Below are 18,353 nucleotides of genomic sequence, written 5' to 3'. Positions count from 1 at the left end.
ATTTCTATCTATTCCTCCTACCTATAAAAAGAAGAGGTTATTATGAAAAATAATTCACATGGAATTTCGAATACAATAGATAATGGATCACATTCTTTAGTAACAAAAGAATACCTAGAAAAAAATTTTGTTATCTTTTTAGAAGGCTTTTCTTGTAATGATGTCATTAAGAAAGATGAAAGCTATAACTTTCAAAAAATAATACAAACATATGTAGTATTCCTTAAAAATATGATAATAAATAAAGTTGATTTTTTTGGTAATGTTGAGGGGGTTTCTGAATCGATAATGTTTGATTTAGAAAAAAGATTATACCAAGTATTAAGGCCATCCTTAATTGTATACATAAATAAACTTAGAGTAGAAAACGCTTTAGTAGGAATGGATACTAATGAAGAATATAAGTATTTTACAAAAAATTTCTTTCACTTAAAAAAATTCTATATGAATTTTTTTAAAATGTTACCTTTACTGAATGAAAAAATTTTTACAATAATTAAAAATGAAATGAATTATATGATTTGGTTACAAGGAGCTCTTGAAAAAGATCAAAAAGAAATTCATAAAATTTCGGGTTTTAATATTATGCATGTAGAAAAAGTTATTAACCTAGGTGACTATCATAATAATGGAAAGAGAACAATACTTTTAGAAGATAAATTTAATAATAAGGTAATTTTAAAACCAGTTGATTTGAAAAATTCTATCATATATCATAGCGTAATAAATCAACTGAATAAGGATTTAAATACAGATATCTTTATTCCACAAGTTGTTAATAAAAAAAATTATGGATATATGGAATACATTAATCATGAATCATGTGAATCTAATGAGCAAATTAAAGATTATTATTATAATTTAGGTGTAGTGCTTTCAGTAATATTTTTGATTAATGGAAGTGATATACATAATGAAAATATCATAGCTAAACAATTCTCACCAGTCATAATTGATTTTGAGACATTAGGAAGTACATTAAATTCAAGTATTACCGAAGAAACCAGTAGTTTTATATTATCTAATTCAGTATTAAATTCTGGAATGCTACCTATAAAGTTTAGTGGAGGTAGAGAGGTAATAAGAGATTACAGTGCCATTGGGAGAGTAATGAAGAAGTTGGTAAAAACAATTAAAATACAAAATGAATTTACATCGAACCCAATTGAAATAAAAGAAGAGACAATAGTAGAAGATACAGCTCGGAATTTACCGTTTTTTAACGGTGATATATACGAGTATGATAATTATATAAAAGATATTATTAAAGGTTTTGGGGATGCATATAATACAGTCTTAAAAAGTAAAGAGGAATATATGTATATATTAAAAAACAGTGTTTCTAAATGGAATTATCGAAAAGTATATCGAAATACAAAAGTTTATTCTCTTTTATTAGATAGACTAAATGTTCCGGATTTATTAGAGAGTAAATTAAAGACTGTAAAATATTTGCAAAATATTCTTGGGAAAAATATCTACTTGGCTACTAGGAAAGACATTATTCAAAAGGAGATAGAGGAACTATTATCCTATGATGTTCCATATTTCTTTAATAAGTATGAATGGGGCTTTTGTGAGAGTTTATCATGTAATGAAATAGATTTAGAAATGAAATTCAAAAAAATATCATATGCTGACTTTTTATTACAAAGAAAAATTATAGAAATATCCCTTTCTAATCAAAGTGATAATCTATATAAGCTGAATACAGTAAAGGAAACAATTAATGTTCAGACTAATTCACCTACAAATAAAATAAAGGAAGCAATTACAGGGAAAATTCTTGATGGTAGTTATATATCAAAAGATGGTGATGTAGATTTTATTGGATTAAAAACAAATTGGCAAGGAGAGCTTGAGATAAACCATTTGAATAATGGAATATATGATGGATTATTGGGAATAAATTCATTATTGAGAAATAATGCTGATCCTAATCACATTGAAATTATAAATAAACTTGAACAAAAAGCATTGCAAGAAATACTAAACAAAAATAAAAATAATTATGGTTTTGTAAATGGTGTTAATGCTATTGTTTCTTACTATTTAACAAATTTACCGCATATCACCTCTCTCAATGAAAAGGTGATATTGCAAATATTTATGGATATCAACACTGATATCAATGAAGGTAAATATAACGATAGACATTTTGATATATTAGGGGGTTCAGCTGGTCTAATTTTAACTGCAGTAAAGTTCTATCAAGTTAATCCTAAGTATAAAATATTGCTTAAAGTGGCTGAAAATCTCGGTGACTACATTGTCAATAATATGCAAACACATGATGAATTTGTATATTGGAAAGCTCACGATACTCTAAATTTAGAAGATTCATTAAAGGGATTTGTTCATGGATTATCAGGTCAACTTCTCGCTTTTTATAAGTTGAAAGACATATTAAAAACCAATAAGTACGATAGAGTAATACATGGAATACATAAAAGTGAGAAAATGAGTATGAGTGAATATGAGTATACAGATAGCTGGTGTAAAGGGTTTAGTGGAATGGGAATATCAAGAATTAAAATTTTAGAATCATATCAAAATGAAGAGATACAATCAGATTTAATCTTTTTTAAAAATCAAATCTTAAGTACATTGCATGAAAACAGTGATTATTGTTTATGTCATGGTTTAATGGGGAAACTAGACTTTTTATTGGAGTTAGAAAATAGAGGTATGCTAGAGCGAAATGAAAAACAAATTGTTATGAAAGTAACAAATAACTTTTTGAATAATTTTGATATAGAAGATTTTAATCCTCATAAAATTGCATTATTTACAGGTCTAGGAAGTGTTTTGTATTTTTTACAAAGGTTAGAGAATAATAAACTAAATAGCATTTTATACTTTAATGCCTAGAATAGGTGATAAATATGTTAAGAAAGAAAATCAAGTTTATACCGCAAATGACATCTTTTGATTGTGGGCCTAGTTGTCTAGCAATGATTATGCATTATTACGGTTTAGCAGTACAAGCTTCGGAAATTAGAAATAGTAAAATTATCAATAAAAAATCGTCATGGAGTTTGTTGGATATAAAAAAAGTTAGTGAATCGTATGGACTCTCTGCAACTGCATATAGGATAGAAAATATAACTGATTTACAAAGGATACAAAAGCCGATGATAGCATTTTGGGGCTTTAATCATTTTGTAATTATTGAAAGGGTTAAAGAAAATAAATTTTATATTGTAGATCCTAAGGCAGGTCCAATGGTAATCAATATAAGAAGTTTTGAAGAGATGTTCTGTAACTATATTTTAGTAATAGAAAACAAAGAAGATATACAGCCAAATATTAAAAAGCTTGAAAAACATATACTACTTAGATATATTGATCATTTTGTATCCCCTAGCCAGATTATTTTACTAGCACTATTAGCATTGTTAGCACAAATCTCAATTTTTGCTTTCCCTTTTATTTTGAAAAAGTTTATGGATATTTTGAATGCTTCAAAGGAAGTGGATGCTAGGTACCTTTTAATTTTATTGGGGAGTTTAATAGTTGTTATAGGGATAAAATCTATAACTTCAATTATAAAAGTAAAATTTCAAAAAGAAATTGATAGAAAAAGTACAACAAAAGTTTTTGAGCATATGTTTAGTATCCCCATAGAGAAGATTACTACACGTCATGCAGGGGATTTAAATGTAAGAATCATGAGTTTAGAGTCAATACGAGGATATATTTTAGAAGATCTAATTGAAATGATTATATCAATAGTAGTTATCATTCCGTTATTGATGTATCTATTATATACTGAGACTTTTTATACTTTAATATTGATGTTTTTTATTGCTAGTTCTCTATTTATCAATATTTCTTTAGGGAAATTTATATATAATGCTAATTTAGTCGAAACGTATTACCTAGGAGAACATAGAGGGAAAATTAATGAATCATTAAAAGCAATGTATTATGTAAAGGCCACAGGGATTTTTTCTAGAATTAAATCTGTATGGAAAAAAGATTATGATAAATACCTAGATACGGTACATAAACGAGTGCTAAAACAAAATGCTTTAGAATCATTTAATAGTTCCCTATCAACAATATTTATTATCATAATGCTTGCTGTAGGATTTTATAATTTTAGTAAAGGAGAAGGGGATTTAAGTAATATTTTCTTCTTTATTGCCATATCTAGTATTATATTTTCTCCGGTTGCAACAATTATAGGATCAATTTTAAATTGGAATTCAGTTAAACCACTTTTATTAAGAACTTTAGACATCTTGGAAGAGGAACTAGAAAAAGATGGATTAGATACTAAATTAAACATTCTTAGAGGCTCAATTCAATTTAATAATATTTCGTTTAGTTTTGATGACAAAAAAATAATAGAAAACTTAAGTTTGAACATTAAAAATAACGAAAGTATTGCTATTGTTGGAGAAAGTGGTAGTGGTAAATCCACTTTGGCTAACTTATTATTAAAATTGCATACTCCTAATAAGGGTAATATATTAATAGACGATAGAGATATTAAAGATTGGAATAGTGAGGAACTAAGAAAAAAGGTAGGACTAATGACCCAGGATGGAGTTTTATTTAGAGGAAGTCTATCCGAAAATTTATCTTACTTTGATATAAATTATGATCCTTCAAAAATTCAGAATGCTATAGATAAATTGAATCTAAGTAATTATATTCAATTTCAAAGTATAAATGATATTTTTATCACTGAGGGAGGAACAAATTTTTCTGGTGGTCAAAGACAAAGATTATCTATGTTACGCCTGTTCATGAAAGAATATCCAATTCTTATTTTAGATGAACCAACTAACCATTTAGATAGAGAAACGGCAAATGCCGTTATTGAAAGTATATTTGCCATACCATCCACTAAAATTATTATCACTCATGACGAAAATATTTTAGAGCGTGTAGATAGAGTTTATGAACTTACTGATAAAAAATTAGAACAAAGAGAAACCTTTTCTAAATCCAAATTGCAAACATCAGGTAAAGGATAAATAGAATATCTAATTGATCAAGAATATAATAGATACTTACTTTTATTTGAGAATGAGAAAGTGAGGAACAAAATGAAATTAGCAATTCAAACAAAAAATTTAACGAAATCTTTTGAAAATCAATCCATTGTAAGAGATTTAAACTTATCTGTTCCTGAAGGAAGTTTATATGCTTTCATTGGACCAAATGGTGCAGGAAAAACAACAACAATGCGAATGCTATTAGGGTTAATACCATTAGATAAAGGAACGATATTATTTAATAATAAAGATATCAAAGAATGGAAAGAAGAATTATTTGAAAATGTGGGTTGTTTTATTGATTCACCTACCTACTATCCTAATTTGACAGCATATGAAAATTTAGCCTATGTACAAAAAATGATTAATAAGCCTTTAGATGAAATAGACAGAGTATTAAAAATCACAGGAATATATAAAGCAAAAGATAAAAAAGTGAAAGATTTTTCTTTAGGAATGAAACAAAGGCTAGGTATTTCCTTTGCTATTCTTAATGATCCTAAAATACTAATTCTTGATGAGCCGACAAATGGATTAGACCCAGAGGGAGTACACGAGATAAGGCGCTTATTACTTCATTTAGTAAAAAATGAGGGGAAGACAATATTTATTTCTAGTCATAATTTAGCTGAAATTGAAATGATAGCAGATCACATAGCATTACTACATAAGGGTAACATACTCTATGAAGGGAATTTAAACAGTATTATTACTTCTAGAGAATATATTGTTCATGTTAATGACACTACTGCCACAGAAAGGATTTTACATACAGAGGATATACCTTATAGCATAGAAAAAGAAGGGGTATTCAAACTAATGATAGATCAAAATAGTGTTCCTAATTTAACCAGAATATTAATTAAAAATGATATAGATATTTTTGAAGTTAGCCCTAAAAAGCTAACATTAGAGGAAGTATTTTTATCTTTAACTAAACAAAAGGAGTTACTATCATAATGCAATTTATCTTTAAAAGTGTGAATAGTGAGATGAGGAAAATTGGTGGGAGAAAATTATTGTTATTTTCTTTGTTTTTTTCATTATTATCAAGCTTTTTGTGTATAAGTTATTTTATTTTTAACAAGAATAATCCTGACATGTTTCAATCTACGAATCTTATAGCAATTACAGTAAACTTTAATACATTAACGTTAAGCATTTTTTCTGCTTGTATGTGGTATTTTATCATTTCTTCTGAAAATAAATATGGCACTTGGGCCATTATTTATACAAAGCCAATTTCAAAGTTTAAATTATTGGTAGCTAAAAATTTATTGTTTATACTGTTCTATTTAATCTTTAATATTTTAAATTTTTCAGTTATGGGTATCTATATTTTTATAAATGGATATGAAATATCTATACTTTATTTTTTGAAAATGTTGTTACTTTGTACAATTCTATCTTTAGCAATACCATATTCTCAATTACTTTTTCATTTAATTATAAAAAAGGGAATTCTTGCGGCGTCCTTATCAGTTATATGGATTTTTTTTAGCGTAACATATGGATTATTTCCTGCAGTATTCACAAAGATATTTCCAATATTTTATGCATTAAATATAGTAAGTGACGTAATGATGAAAGAAACAACTATTTTATTATATCTTGCAAGTTCTTCAATCTATATTTTGGGGATTATGTTATTGACTGTGAGTTTTAAATATTATACATATGAATAATAAAGGGTGAAATAAGTGGGTATATTAGGTGAATATAAAAAAAGTCTTCATAATGGATTGTATATCCTGTTACTATTGTTTCTGTTGACACCAATTAGTTTTCAAATCTTACTAACTGTATCATCTCAATCAAAAGATGGCGTTTTCATGCATATAGCGATTCTAAGCCTTTTTTGTAGATTATTTTTACCTATTGCGATAGGTCTATTAGTGTCATTTTCTTTTGTAAACGAATTCAGAAGAAAAGGATATATGTCTGCTATTTATCATGGAGTTACTTTAAAAACTATATTAAGTAATAAGTTTTTGTTTTGTTTAATAATTACTTTTTGTTATTTAATATGTGCTTTAGTCATAACTAGTATACCTATAGTATTAACGGTTGATAGTCTCGGGACTGTTTATCAAAGTTTAAGTTTTTCTATACTTTTTATGGTAATTAGCTCTCTAATTATAGTGAATCTACATTTTTTAATAAATATAATATTCTATAAAATCCCCTTACTTTCGTTATTAGTAGGAGTTATAGGTGGACTGGGTAGTTTTTTTATCTCCCATACAAACTATTGGATACTATTTCCTTGGTCATATCCAATTATGAGTCTTTATATCGATAGCATTGAACCAAAACAGTTGTATATTATTCTTATTGTATATGTATTATCATTAATAGGTTGTATATTTATTATTAAAAAATCAATGCGATGGAATTAAAGTTAAAATAATAATAGTAGTATTAATAATAAAGCGTGTTGTGGTTGCTATAAGCTGAATCTCGTTACGTTAAGTGAAGTAATAAGACAAGCTGATTAAGTACTATTTAATTCAAAGAAGCTAAAATATGAAGAATGTAACTTATGGCTGATAGAATATCTATTAAAAATTCACCATATGAAAAAGGTAGCTGTACAAAAAGTACAGCTACCTTTTTTTACAAAATCATTCGTATACAAGAACAACTTTAGCGTAAACTTGCGCTTAATGGTACTTGAGAATAAACTGTGAAATTGTTACTATAAGTACCATGTTTAGAAAATGAGGAAGAAATTGAACCGTTCCAACTCTTGTAGATAGATCCAGATGTATCTGCTCTTAGAAGTACGTTTGAAAAGCTAGCTTGGCTAAAAGAATTACGTCCAGTATCTTCAACGCCCTGAACCATTTTTACTGGTTCGTATTGAGAAAATGAGCCATATACAGGCTGATTTGTATATCTAGGGTTTCCATTTACATACATAGTAACCGTACCATTGCCGTTATTAATTATTTTAAGGTTTACTCGATCACCATCTTTAATTGATGTATCATATTGTGTGTTCCAATACTTATTGTTTTGACCTGATTCATTATTTCCTGAATTAAGAAATACTTTATATCCACTTGGTGTTTTTGAAATACCACCTTCAACTTTAGATGCTCCAATACCTAAATACCAATTCACATATCCATCTTTGACAACAACTGATTATGGTAGATTTATATCAGCTGCAATACCGGTATAGCTACCATTTGTGACACTTTTTACAGCACCTTCTGTAGCTGCAAAACTTGTAGTTGAAAACATTGATAGAGAAATTAGAAGTGAACCGACTAGATACATCATTTTTTTCTTACTTTTCCTTAATACTTGATTCATTTTAAATCCCCCTTATTTTTAATTATTAAAGTGTATTGAAAGTTGGCCAACTAACTACGACTTACAAATCAAAGATACATAAGGTTTAATTTAATGTATATATTTTCCTGTCACAAGTCATGGAAATGTCAAATATATTTTATATTTCATATTTATCGATATAGGGGGAGTTGACAGAATAAAGTGTTATATCTGCTTAAAATTAAGTAGGTTTTGTTAAAAATACGATTAAGCTTATAAATGTGTTAGGTATAATATGTATTACGATTCATCTAGGGGAGATAGATATGGAAGGGATACAGAGGATTTTTCAAAAGATATATCTGAAATTTTGATAAATAAAATAAAAACAAATGAAATAAATTAATTGTTTTTGTTAAAGGATTTATTGGAATAGTTCGTAGATGAAGGGAAATATATGATTTAAAAGTCGTGGAATTCCTATATAAAAAGAAGAAAGGGGGGGGGGCAGCTATGGAAAAAACAAAATCAAAGTTAAATAATGCAGCTATTGAAGGGGTTATAGCGGCATTAAAAGATGAAAATGAATGTTTACGTATGGAAATCGATTATTTAAAAAAGTTAAAGGCCTTAGTTCAAAAAGAGAAGAAATTACAGTCCTTTCCGAACGAGAAAGCCCATCGCCTTTAGGTATCCAAAGGGTGGGTATAATTTGCGATCTTGTAATCTAGCTAATACATTGTAAGCATAATAAATGTTCCTCATTATGCTTATTAAAAACATCAATAACCGTATTGAGACATTCTTCCGCTTTTTCAAATTCTCTTAGATCTATACAGGTTAAACCATATACATTGTCGCATAAAGCAGTATTAATTTCATATCCTACATGGTTCAAATATATTTTTTTGGCTTTTACTACATGTTGAATCGCTTCAAATGGTTGATAAGATTGATAACAGTAAGTTGAAAATCTATACTCAAACTCGGCCTGATCTATTTCATCAGGTATATCAATGAAAAGCCTTTCCGCCTTTTCATAATGTGTTTTCGCTTCAGTATAATTTGCTATAATTGTAAAGTGGATTGCCTTAAAGAAATGATAATAATAAGCTAAAAATAAAAAATCCTCTTCGATATTAGGGAATTTTTCTATATTCTTAAAGGAATCTTTTGTAATACTCACTCCATCTACCAAGACTTTATATCTAAAATCTAGTAGTGAGTAATAAAATGATAAATATGGATCAGTTTCTATTACTTTTAAGCTTTCTTTTACATGTTATAAACGAATTTTTTCATACCATTCATTTAATAATTCCATCAATTGCTTATTACTTTTTTCTTGAACAGTCATAATATCCCCCTTTTCTCTGTAAAGGCTTGATCTGATAGTAACAGGAAATAGATAGTTTATAATTAACTACGATTTTTTTCGTGAATAATAAAGGCGTACTTATTTTGTTGATATAGTCAATTTGTTTTAAAACAGACCGTCTGTAATAGGCGGTCTGTTGTTTGTTATGGTCGGCGACTGCTATTCTTTTACTCATCTCATATTATATTTAGTTTAAGAATTGAGAATAGAAGAATAGGATTAGAAAAATTAATGTTTTGCCAAATAATTTATTGAATAGACTTAAAGGGATAAACAGCTCTCCTATGGTAAGGCTTTTGAGTTTATTCCTGTTTGGGTTTTTTAACAATTCTTTAAATGTTCGAAAGTTTATTTTATTAACGAAAGACCAACTTGGCATAGCTTTTATATCTGAATCTATTTTGAAAATGATATGAATACTATGTGTATGAAAGCCACCTATACTTAAAATAAGCATAAATCCTAAAATAATGAACCAAGTCATTTTCTAGCACCTCCTTCAGTATTTAATATTAAGATATTAATAACGTTGAGGAAGTGTGCTATTGTCCATGAAAAATATTGAGAAATTGTTGAGGGAACGTTGAAAATATTGCAATGCAATCGATCGCAGCATAGTTAACTATGCTTGTCCTTGTTATTTTTGTAAAAAAAGGAAAAGAGAACAGTTGCGTAGACTGTTATCTTAAGGAGCGGAAGCGCTGAACATTTTGCAATGACAATGATTCAAGCCTTCCAATTATAGTGTGTGCAAATCGTTACAATTCATACATTAAAATTACTTTATTATCGAGTGAGTGTATTAGAAAGTACAAAGAGCACTTTTCAAAAGTGCTCTTTGTACGGCGTACATTAGGACTTGAAAGAGGCATCATTGCAATTTGAAAGGAGATATCTATATACAACATATGAAGATGATTTGAAAAGGTGACGATAAAAACAAAAGAGCAGTAAGGATGTACGAATTTCTCAGCTTCAGGGGAATTGGAGAAGGGGGGGATTTATATTGTTAGGGAGATTTTCGAATGCTGTTCCACTATAATATCGATAAACTATGCAGATGAATAATAAGAATGAAATTGTTAATTAACGGAAAATTCCGTTAAAATTTTATGACATTAAATCAGTTTGCAAATATATCCATAAAAGGTATGGTTAATTTATGTTAAAAATTCACAAGAGAGGTGGTTATGTGAAGAAAAAAAGAGATTTTCTTTTTAAGTTTGTGTCGTCGTTAGTATGTTTAATTTTTATTTTGCAGACATCCTCAGTAAGTTTTGCAGAAAGCTCTTCTGAGCCTTTAGCACCTAAACATGTTAATAGTTGTGATAAACTATTGGAAAGTATTTCTGTTGAAGAGATTGAGAGAACTGTATCGTTGGAGAATAATACTGAAACTAGTGAACTACCCGCCATTTAACGTCCTAATGGACTGTTTGAAGTGGGGGCTTCTCGGTTAGTCGTTACTTTTGATAGCTAACGAATTCGTCCTAAGACAACCGAGCTAACTCCCTCGTTCCAAGGGTTATTTTATTGCTATCTATGCTAACGCTAATAGGCGTATTGCCTCATTTTTGATATTGATAGCTGCGTTATAATCTCTATCGAGATTTACACCACATATACAAGAATAGACTCGCTCAGACAATGACATATTTTTCACATTTCCACAACTGCTACATGTTTTTGTGGAAGGAAACCATTTGTCTATTTTCACAAGTTGTTTGCCTTGTTCGTGTAGTTTATAAGCTAAAAAAGAAGTGAACATACCCCAACTATTGTCAGCGACACTTTTTCCAAAATGAAGTGCTTGCGACATTCCTTTCATATTTAGATCTTCAATAGCTACAACATCAAAATGAGTAGCTAACTCTTTAGACTTATGATGAAGGAAGTTCTTACGTTGGTTCGCTACTTTTTCATGTAACTTAGCTACACGGATACGTTGTTTATTCCAACGAATAGAACCTTTTGTTCTTCTTGATAATACTCGTTGTGCCTTTGCTAATCGGTCTAACATTTCACGATAGAACTTAGGATAATTGGCTCTCTCATCCTCAGAACTAACGTATAATCGATCCATCGCAAAGTCTAATCCAACAATTGTTTCTACTTCTTTTTGTACAATCGCTTTTTCGTATTCAGTCAAGATAGACACATAGTATTTACCAGTAGGTGTCATAGAAATCGTACATGACTTGATTACATGGTCTTGTGGTATTTCTCTATGCTGCTTGATACGTACCATTTTCAGTTTTGGCAATTTGATATGACCGTTAAGCAATATAATATTTCCGTTCACTACATTCGTTGTATAAGACTTTCTGTCTTTTTTGCTTTTGAATGTTGGGAAGTCATTTTGACCACGAAAGAAATTCCTATAGGCAGTTTGTAAGTTTAGTTGAGCATTTGCCAATGCTAATGAATCAACTTCTTTTAACCACTCAAATTCTGCTTTGTATTTCGCAGGAGTGGGAAGCTTTTGTTTCATGAGTTGTTCCTTATCATCTTTGTATTTTTCGTACACTTCTTTTCGTTCAGCTAACATTCTATTATACACGAAACGTACACAACCGAAGGTTTTACGCATAAGATGTGCTTGTTCTTCTGTTGGATACAAACGGAATTTATACGCTTTATTATACTTTGTCATATCATTTCACCTCACTTTTCACCTTGATTTTCAATATATTTTTTTACTACGTCTATTGATGAACCACCAGTGGTTAGTAAGCAAAAACTTCTTGACCAAAACATCTCTTTCCATAGTTTTTTTCTCACTTGTGGAAAGTCCCTCTTGATGAGACGAGAGCTTGCACTTTTATAAGCATTGATGAATTTTGCCATTTCTGTATTAGGGTGTGCCTTGAACAAAATATGAACATGATCTATATCATGATTCCATTCAACTAATGTTATGTTATAGCTTTCAGATAGTCGAACAAACATCTCTTTTGCATAGTCTGACATACCATCATCAAATACATTTCTTCTGTATTTTACGACCAATACAAGATGATAATACAACAAGAATACTGAATGGTTATTACTATCTAATTTCATTAATATACCAACCTTTATCATTTATAAGACTGATTATATCAGAGGCAACATAAAATGCAAAACCTTTTGGGTACGCCAAACTGAAATTCATCTCCCACCTACCGTTGGTCTACGCCCTTCACATGCTTGAGGAAGGAGAATTCTTTCGGGGAATTCGTTAAATAAAGGGTGTGGGATTTACTTGCGGTAAGCATTTCCTTATCTAACAATAGACAAAGTTATTAAAAAGGGGAAACGTTGATAAAATAAAGGGCATCATTCTATGAATGATGCCCTGATCATGTTATACATTACTTACTGAGTTACTTTTTCAATTGTAGGCATTACAGCAATTGGTGGTAATGATGCAGTCCAACCAACTGCATATACGTTTAATTTATCACCTATTGTGTAGTCTTCACCACTTGAAATAGGAACTCTTAAAATCTTATTCTGAGAAACTAACTCCCACCAATCATTTTGATAAGCAAGTGCTTCGTCCTTTGTAGAAGTAGCAGCAACTACAAAGTAATGATTATCTACTGAAATAACATATCCAGTAAAAGGTTCTTGTTCTTGGTTCTGAATAGAATGAATTGGTGTAGCGCTTACCGACGACTTATTGGAATCTGCAAAAGCTGGTGTTAATCCGAAAGTAAATCCACATCCTAATGTTAAGGTTGTTACGGCTGTTACTAATTTTTGTTTTTTTGTAAACATCATATATCCCCCTTATATTTTATCCCTACACTATCCGTTTTCTATTTATATACATCTAAGGCCTTTTAATATTAAGATGTTTAACAATTCTGTCACAATCACCCCATAAATGTTAATATTATCTATTAATGGGAGTGTATTTATGTTATAATTCACTAGGTGAACTATTATTGTTCCTTTCATCTTTTGATGAATGTATGCCCTTCCTTAAATGTAAATATGTTCGATTTTATTGGTGAAGAGGGAAGAAATCCCTCTTCTTTTTTTGTCTCTTGTAAAGTTCAAGGGTGGCATAAGGAGTAAAAAAAGAGGGGGAGTGGAGTACTAACTATTACCTGAAATCATCAAAAAACACAATGTTATTGGTATAGGGGATTTGCTTGTATCAATTCAAAAAATGAAGTGATAAGACTTCTAACCGCAAGGAATCCCCACTTTCACTTCGCTTAGAAGTGAAAGTGGGGGGAGTTCAAAAATATAATCTTCTATTTTTCTTAATGCACTCTCTATAGACCTACTTCTCTAAATGCAGAACGCACTGTTTGTGTTGTACCAAAAGGAACATCTCCATTTTTCGTAAGTATTTGAGCGACTCTGACCAATACTTTTACAGCATCTTTAAAGTTGGCAGTTGGCCATAGATTCTGTAATGCCTGGTACCATAGCTTTGCAGCCTTATCAGTACCAATTTCCATAGAAACCAAATAGAAAACTCTATTAAAGATACCACTATTAATATGAACCCCATTATTATCAGAACATCCGTCATAATAGTTTTTCATATGATCTGGTTGTGGATCTGTGCCCATTAATGGATTATCAAATGCTGTTCCTGGTGCTTTCATAGAGCGTAATGCCTCACCAAATAAACTAGGGCCCATAATATCATTTCCTATTAACCAATCTGCGTCGTGAGCTGTTTGACCGTTTGAATGTTGTTTAATAGCGGTGCCAAAAACATCAGAGAAATGTTCATTTAAAGCACCAGATTGACAAGAATATTCTAGATTAGCAGTGTATTGTGTTACTCCATGTGCTAATTCATGACCAATTACATCTTTAGAATTAGCAAAATTAATAAAGATGTTACCATCCCCATCACCAAAAGTCATTTCATCCCCATCCCAAAAGGCGTTTAGAAAGTTAGTGCCATAGTGTACATTTAAAATTAAATCTAAGCCCCGATTATCAATGGAATCTCGATTTAAAACGTTTTTAAAATAATCGCGTACAATACCAGAGTACTCATATACTTTATTAACTATGTCATCTTGAGTATCAGGTTCTCCTTCAGAGCGAACTAATTTTATTCGTTGTACCCATTGATTTTGGCAATCATATATTTCACGTCTAGATCCGCCAGTTGATTGTAATGATACAGTTGTATTATCAGTAAAACCTGCTTCTAATTCTGTTACATGAATCGTTTTTTGTTTTCTTTTTGTACGACTGTCTTTACTCTCTTTAATGCTCATTTGTGATCCGTCTACGCCAGCTCTTGCCATATGGGCTAGGATAGATGGGGGAATAAAACTACATTTAACTCCCTTGTGATTTTGACACATATAAAACACTCCTTTTTATTTAAGATTCAGCCCCCAGTATCTCCTGAAAATAATCGAATATACCTGTTTGAATAATCAGTTATATGTTTCTCAAAAAATAGATTAGGATAAAAATTAATACAGAGATGGAAAGTATAAGTGTGTACTATTAGACAATCTAAATTAAAAATTGGCTTTGTTAAGTTACATAGGAATATAAAAATTAAAAGAGGGTGAGTATATATGTTGATATGCTCAATCAACATATATTGGAGGAAAGAATAATGCGTGAAAAAAAGATATTTATTATTCGTCATGGTGAAGCGAAAGATAATGATTTCAATTGTCCATTAACATCAGAGGGAATAAAACAAGTGGAAAATATGGTAGTATCTCTTCTACAAACAGAAGAGATAAAAGAATGCAAAATAATTTCTAGTGAATATCAAAGGGCTGTGGAAACAGCTGAAATTTTTGCTAAACATTTGGATTTGGATTTTTGTAAAGATCCGAGATTAAATGAAATTAATATCGGAAGTAGTAAAGAAAATTTGAAGGAAGAATTAAAAAAACGCTTTGAATGTGTAAATTCAAAATTTGAAGGCGAAGGCGGAGAATCAATTCATCAAGTTATGGAACGAACACATCAAGTGATAAGGGACATAATAAATGAAAATAATAAAAATAATTATATTTTAGTAACACACAGAATTCCCGCTTTACTCTTATTACATTATTTTGATAAGCAATTTGGCTTTGATAAAGCATGGAGCTTAACTTCACCAGATGCGTATTTAATAAAAATAAGTGAAGAGAGATTCAAAGTTGAACATATAAAAATATGAATATAAAAATTTAGTTTATAGGTGTCTATATAGCCGTAAACCATTTTAGTAATAGTTAACTTATTTTTGTAATAAAGCGATTATATTTATTGGCATTACGTGATTATTTGAAAATCTTTCAGGAGGTATATAAATGAATTATCCTTTTGAAAATTTAGTTTTTGAGGGAGGGGGAATCAAAGGTATTGGATATGTAGGAGCTTTAGAATATTTAGAAACTGTAAAAATATATTATCAAGCATTGAAAGGTTTGGAGATATGTCTGCAGGAGCAATTACAGCTAATCATTTCAGGATTTAAAAGAGAAATTAATAACATCTGGCAAACAGGTAGGGAAAGAATTCTTCCGAACATATGATGATCCAAACAATAAAAGTATAAAATAAAGTTAGTATGGAAGCTTGAAAAATTTCATTTTGAAGTGGTGTTATTTAATTTTATAACACAAGCCTAGCTTTTAAAGTATCAACTAAATCGGATCCAGCTTTGTGATATCCGAAATCTTGTTTAGCGGGATTTTTTGTTCCGGCTACTCTTTCATTGCAGCTCTTGCAGGTATATAGTATTAAATTATTTTCTGGCTATGTGTGGAAAAAGATAAATGAGTTTGGATCTAATCAACAGTTAATTCTTGCTTCTCCTAAATGACTAAATTAAAAAAGAATGAAAATAGGGTATAGTTAATAGAAGTAAAAAGTCTTGCATTTCAATCTATATGAAAATAACTAGCAGATATTGTTACCTGCTTTTCAAAGAAACAACATACCTCTTCACAATTGAATCTTAAACGAACAAAAGTCTGGTTTTATACAACAAGTCAAAGAAAGCGGAATATTGTCAGGATAGATAATTGAACGAAACTGACTTTGGGCTCGTTTGATTTGTTAAAAGTCGTAAAGAGGTAAGTAATTCAGCTAGATAGTTTCTATTGTTATAACGACTTGAGCATGATCAGATTGTTTGTCATCCTTAATCCCATCAGCTTTTAAATGGTCATCTAAAACTTTATAGTTTGTAATTCGGCCAACCTTATAAGGGTTTCTTTCATTAAAAGCATTAGATACAAGGATATAGTCTAAAACATTACCAAGTTTATTATAATAATGTGTTGGTATCCTTTTTTGTCCACTAGGGTTAGGGGCTATATCAAAAGCATCATAAATTGTGTAACTATATATACTTTGTTTTGCTTCCAATGTAAGATTATTATAGGGTATCCCATTTATTTCATACACACGTTCTCTATTTGTTAACGCTTCCAAAGGAATTGAATGTTCATCGTCATTTAAGTCACCTAGTATTACAATTGGAATGCGGTTATGCGTTTGTAATACGTTTGTTACGTCATGATATAAAATTGTTGTTTCTAAACCTCTCTGTAATAAGGAGGCTATATGTCCTTGGGATCTGCTTCTTAGTGTGTCCAATACGATTTTATCCCACGCTTCGTTAGGTATAAAATCGGGAGTTTTAATTACGGGACGCTTAGATTTTAAGTGAGCCACATAAAAAATAATGTCTCCAATATCTTGAATATTTATTTTTGCTTTGATTGGTGTTCGACTAAATTTAAAATCATGTGTTATAGGGAGATCGTCTCTAGTGAAAGGTGGGACTATTACTGGATCTACAGAAGTAATAGGGTATTTTGAACCAATTGCAACTACAGGAGAGGTATATACTGTATTATTTGCTGGATCTGTAGTTGGCATCTCAACTGTTGAGAAATAAGTAAATCCAGCCTCTTTAATTAATTCTCTTAGAGCATCGACACTAAATACTTCTTGAAAACCTATAACATCACAGTTCATATTTAAAAGTTGGTCTTTTATCCATTTCTTCTTACTTTCCCATGCTTCGCTTGAATAAACTGAACCAGGCTTATACCATGCCATGGGTGGTTTGGAAAATTGATATAAGTTAAATGTTCCACAACGAATTTGCATAATTTTCTCCTTAATTTATTTTTAAATCTTACCTACAATATGATTTTGTATTCTTAGCTATAGATTGTAATTAATAGCATATTTTTATTTATCCTTTTTTTAACATAAGATTTCTTCTTTAAAATGTGAAGGGGTGAAACACCAATTTTAGCGGAGAGATGAATCTTGGTAGGCATAAGCCTACATGTAATTTAAGAAATTGAGTGTCTTCAATTAGAAATTTTCTGATATAGTGGTGTAGTATAAGAATTTTTAAGGTAGCTCTTAAGAGAAGAGTGCATTTATATTAAAAAAATCTTGATATGAAAATCTAAATTGTATACTATATAGGTATATTATTATTGCGTTTAATTTTGTTTATTCCCACACCTTATGTGTTGTGGTTGAGTTGTAGAAGCAAGTTTTGTTCTTGTTTCAATTGTGAAAGGGCTTCTTTGAGCCGATTAGTGCACATATAGCTTGTTTTGCTATGCACATTTTTAATCGACTTGAAGAAGCCTTTTTTTGTTGTTTTCAAGTTTGCAGGTGGGGTTATTTATGATTCATAACATAACAAGATGAAAAGAGATAATGTTTGAATAGTATTA

Annotated in this window: 14 protein-coding genes and 3 pseudogenes; 9 read left to right on the top strand and 8 right to left on the bottom strand. The window is 29.9% G+C overall.

Annotated features, from left to right (window positions below; genetic code table 11):
• Positions 1-42 precede the first annotated feature (42 nt).
• From lanM to MR167_RS01875, 5 genes are all read left to right on the top strand, one after another.
• Entirely contained in the window at positions 43-2,871 is a 2,829-nt protein-coding gene (gene lanM / locus MR167_RS01895) for a type 2 lanthipeptide synthetase LanM (RefSeq protein WP_242313776.1), read from the top strand.
• Positions 2,872-2,885: 14 nt separating this feature from the next.
• Positions 2,886-4,988: a peptidase domain-containing ABC transporter gene (locus MR167_RS01890; protein WP_242313774.1), complete on the top strand. Its 2,103-nt coding sequence runs from the start codon at positions 2,886-2,888 to the stop codon at positions 4,986-4,988.
• A 72-nt stretch (positions 4,989-5,060) separates the two neighbouring features.
• Positions 5,061-5,969, top strand: coding sequence for an ABC transporter ATP-binding protein (locus tag MR167_RS01885; protein WP_086398261.1), 909 nt, complete (start codon positions 5,061-5,063; stop codon positions 5,967-5,969).
• The gene (locus MR167_RS01880) at positions 5,969-6,694 is read left to right on the top strand and encodes an ABC transporter permease (RefSeq protein ID WP_086398262.1); all 726 of its coding nucleotides are present in this window, start codon (positions 5,969-5,971) and stop codon (positions 6,692-6,694) included. Before MR167_RS01885 ends, MR167_RS01880 begins: the two co-directional genes overlap by 1 nt.
• Before the next feature lie 15 nt (positions 6,695-6,709).
• Positions 6,710-7,408: an ABC-2 family transporter permease gene (locus tag MR167_RS01875; RefSeq protein ID WP_086398263.1), complete on the top strand. Its 699-nt coding sequence runs from the start codon at positions 6,710-6,712 to the stop codon at positions 7,406-7,408.
• Positions 7,409-7,655: 247 nt separating this feature from the next.
• Here MR167_RS01875 and MR167_RS01870 read toward each other — a convergent pair.
• Positions 7,656-8,330, bottom strand: a pseudogene (locus MR167_RS01870) (hypothetical protein).
• A 474-nt stretch (positions 8,331-8,804) separates the two neighbouring features.
• Between MR167_RS01870 and MR167_RS01865 the strand changes: the two are divergent.
• Positions 8,805-8,981 carry a hypothetical protein gene (locus tag MR167_RS01865; protein WP_000416083.1) on the top strand — a complete coding sequence of 59 codons (177 nt, stop codon included), beginning with the start codon at positions 8,805-8,807 and terminating at the stop codon, positions 8,979-8,981.
• 58 nt (positions 8,982-9,039) lie between these two features.
• Here MR167_RS01865 and MR167_RS01860 read toward each other — a convergent pair.
• Both MR167_RS01860 and MR167_RS01855 read right to left on the bottom strand, forming a co-directional pair.
• Positions 9,040-9,648 (bottom strand): annotated as a pseudogene (locus MR167_RS01860) (response regulator aspartate phosphatase); the annotation flags it as partial.
• Between the two features lie 208 nt (positions 9,649-9,856).
• A complete protein-coding gene (locus tag MR167_RS01855) occupies positions 9,857-10,153 on the bottom strand; it encodes a hypothetical protein (RefSeq protein ID WP_000219738.1) in 297 nt (98 codons plus the stop codon).
• 708 nt (positions 10,154-10,861) lie between these two features.
• Here MR167_RS01855 and MR167_RS01850 point away from each other — a divergent pair.
• On the top strand, positions 10,862-11,089 hold the full coding sequence (locus tag MR167_RS01850; RefSeq protein ID WP_000730190.1) for a hypothetical protein: 228 nt from the start codon (positions 10,862-10,864) through the stop codon (positions 11,087-11,089).
• A 120-nt stretch (positions 11,090-11,209) separates the two neighbouring features.
• On the opposite strand, the gene MR167_RS01845 is transcribed toward MR167_RS01850, so the two are convergent.
• The 4 genes from MR167_RS01845 to MR167_RS01830 all read right to left on the bottom strand — a co-directional run bounded on the left by MR167_RS01845 (position 11,210) and on the right by MR167_RS01830 (position 14,996).
• Entirely contained in the window at positions 11,210-12,322 is a 1,113-nt protein-coding gene (locus tag MR167_RS01845) for an RNA-guided endonuclease TnpB family protein (protein WP_000170526.1), read from the bottom strand.
• 11 nt (positions 12,323-12,333) lie between these two features.
• Positions 12,334-12,732 (bottom strand): IS200/IS605 family transposase, encoded by a 399-nt coding sequence (gene tnpA / locus MR167_RS01840; protein ID WP_086398265.1) that lies wholly within the window; start codon positions 12,730-12,732, stop codon positions 12,334-12,336.
• Between the two features lie 294 nt (positions 12,733-13,026).
• On the bottom strand, positions 13,027-13,431 hold the full coding sequence (locus tag MR167_RS01835) for a DUF3221 domain-containing protein (protein WP_086398266.1): 405 nt from the start codon (positions 13,429-13,431) through the stop codon (positions 13,027-13,029).
• Positions 13,432-13,937: 506 nt separating this feature from the next.
• Positions 13,938-14,996, bottom strand: coding sequence for a M4 family metallopeptidase (locus MR167_RS01830; protein WP_063549897.1), 1,059 nt, complete (start codon positions 14,994-14,996; stop codon positions 13,938-13,940).
• Between the two features lie 263 nt (positions 14,997-15,259).
• Here MR167_RS01830 and MR167_RS01825 point away from each other — a divergent pair, with 263 nt between their 5' ends.
• Positions 15,260-15,820, top strand: a complete 561-nt coding sequence (locus MR167_RS01825) for a histidine phosphatase family protein (RefSeq protein WP_001208318.1) — start codon at positions 15,260-15,262, stop codon at positions 15,818-15,820.
• Positions 15,821-15,953: 133 nt separating this feature from the next.
• Positions 15,954-16,102 (top strand): annotated as a pseudogene (locus tag MR167_RS01820) (patatin-like phospholipase family protein); the annotation flags it as partial.
• 632 nt (positions 16,103-16,734) lie between these two features.
• Here the strand turns inward: MR167_RS01820 and MR167_RS01815 are convergent.
• Entirely contained in the window at positions 16,735-17,766 is a 1,032-nt protein-coding gene (locus tag MR167_RS01815; RefSeq protein ID WP_242313770.1) for an endonuclease/exonuclease/phosphatase family protein, read from the bottom strand.
• Positions 17,767-18,353: the final 587 nt, after the last annotated feature.

Source organism: Bacillus cereus group sp. BfR-BA-01355 (assembly GCF_022663675.1).
Taxonomy (GTDB): domain Bacteria; phylum Bacillota; class Bacilli; order Bacillales; family Bacillaceae_G; genus Bacillus_A; species Bacillus_A thuringiensis_S.
This window is presented reverse-complemented; position numbering and strand designations above follow the sequence as displayed.

Bases quoted from the DNA above. Each gene is read 5' to 3' on its own strand.
- MR167_RS01890 (WP_242313774.1), top strand. From the start codon at position 2,886: ATGTTAAGAAAGAAAATCAAGTTTATACCGCAAATGACATCTTTTGAT.
- tnpA (WP_086398265.1), bottom strand. From the start codon at position 12,732: ATGAAATTAGATAGTAATAACCATTCAGTATTCTTGTTGTATTATCAT.
- MR167_RS01835 (WP_086398266.1), bottom strand. From the start codon at position 13,431: ATGTTTACAAAAAAACAAAAATTAGTAACAGCCGTAACAACCTTAACA.
- MR167_RS01845 (WP_000170526.1), bottom strand. From the start codon at position 12,322: ATGACAAAGTATAATAAAGCGTATAAATTCCGTTTGTATCCAACAGAA.
- MR167_RS01880 (WP_086398262.1), top strand. From the start codon at position 5,969: ATGCAATTTATCTTTAAAAGTGTGAATAGTGAGATGAGGAAAATTGGT.
- lanM (WP_242313776.1), top strand. From the start codon at position 43: ATGAAAAATAATTCACATGGAATTTCGAATACAATAGATAATGGATCA.
- MR167_RS01885 (WP_086398261.1), top strand. From the start codon at position 5,061: ATGAAATTAGCAATTCAAACAAAAAATTTAACGAAATCTTTTGAAAAT.
- MR167_RS01830 (WP_063549897.1), bottom strand. From the start codon at position 14,996: ATGTGTCAAAATCACAAGGGAGTTAAATGTAGTTTTATTCCCCCATCT.
- MR167_RS01815 (WP_242313770.1), bottom strand. From the start codon at position 17,766: ATGCAAATTCGTTGTGGAACATTTAACTTATATCAATTTTCCAAACCA.
- MR167_RS01855 (WP_000219738.1), bottom strand. From the start codon at position 10,153: ATGACTTGGTTCATTATTTTAGGATTTATGCTTATTTTAAGTATAGGT.
- MR167_RS01865 (WP_000416083.1), top strand. From the start codon at position 8,805: ATGGAAAAAACAAAATCAAAGTTAAATAATGCAGCTATTGAAGGGGTT.
- MR167_RS01825 (WP_001208318.1), top strand. From the start codon at position 15,260: ATGCGTGAAAAAAAGATATTTATTATTCGTCATGGTGAAGCGAAAGAT.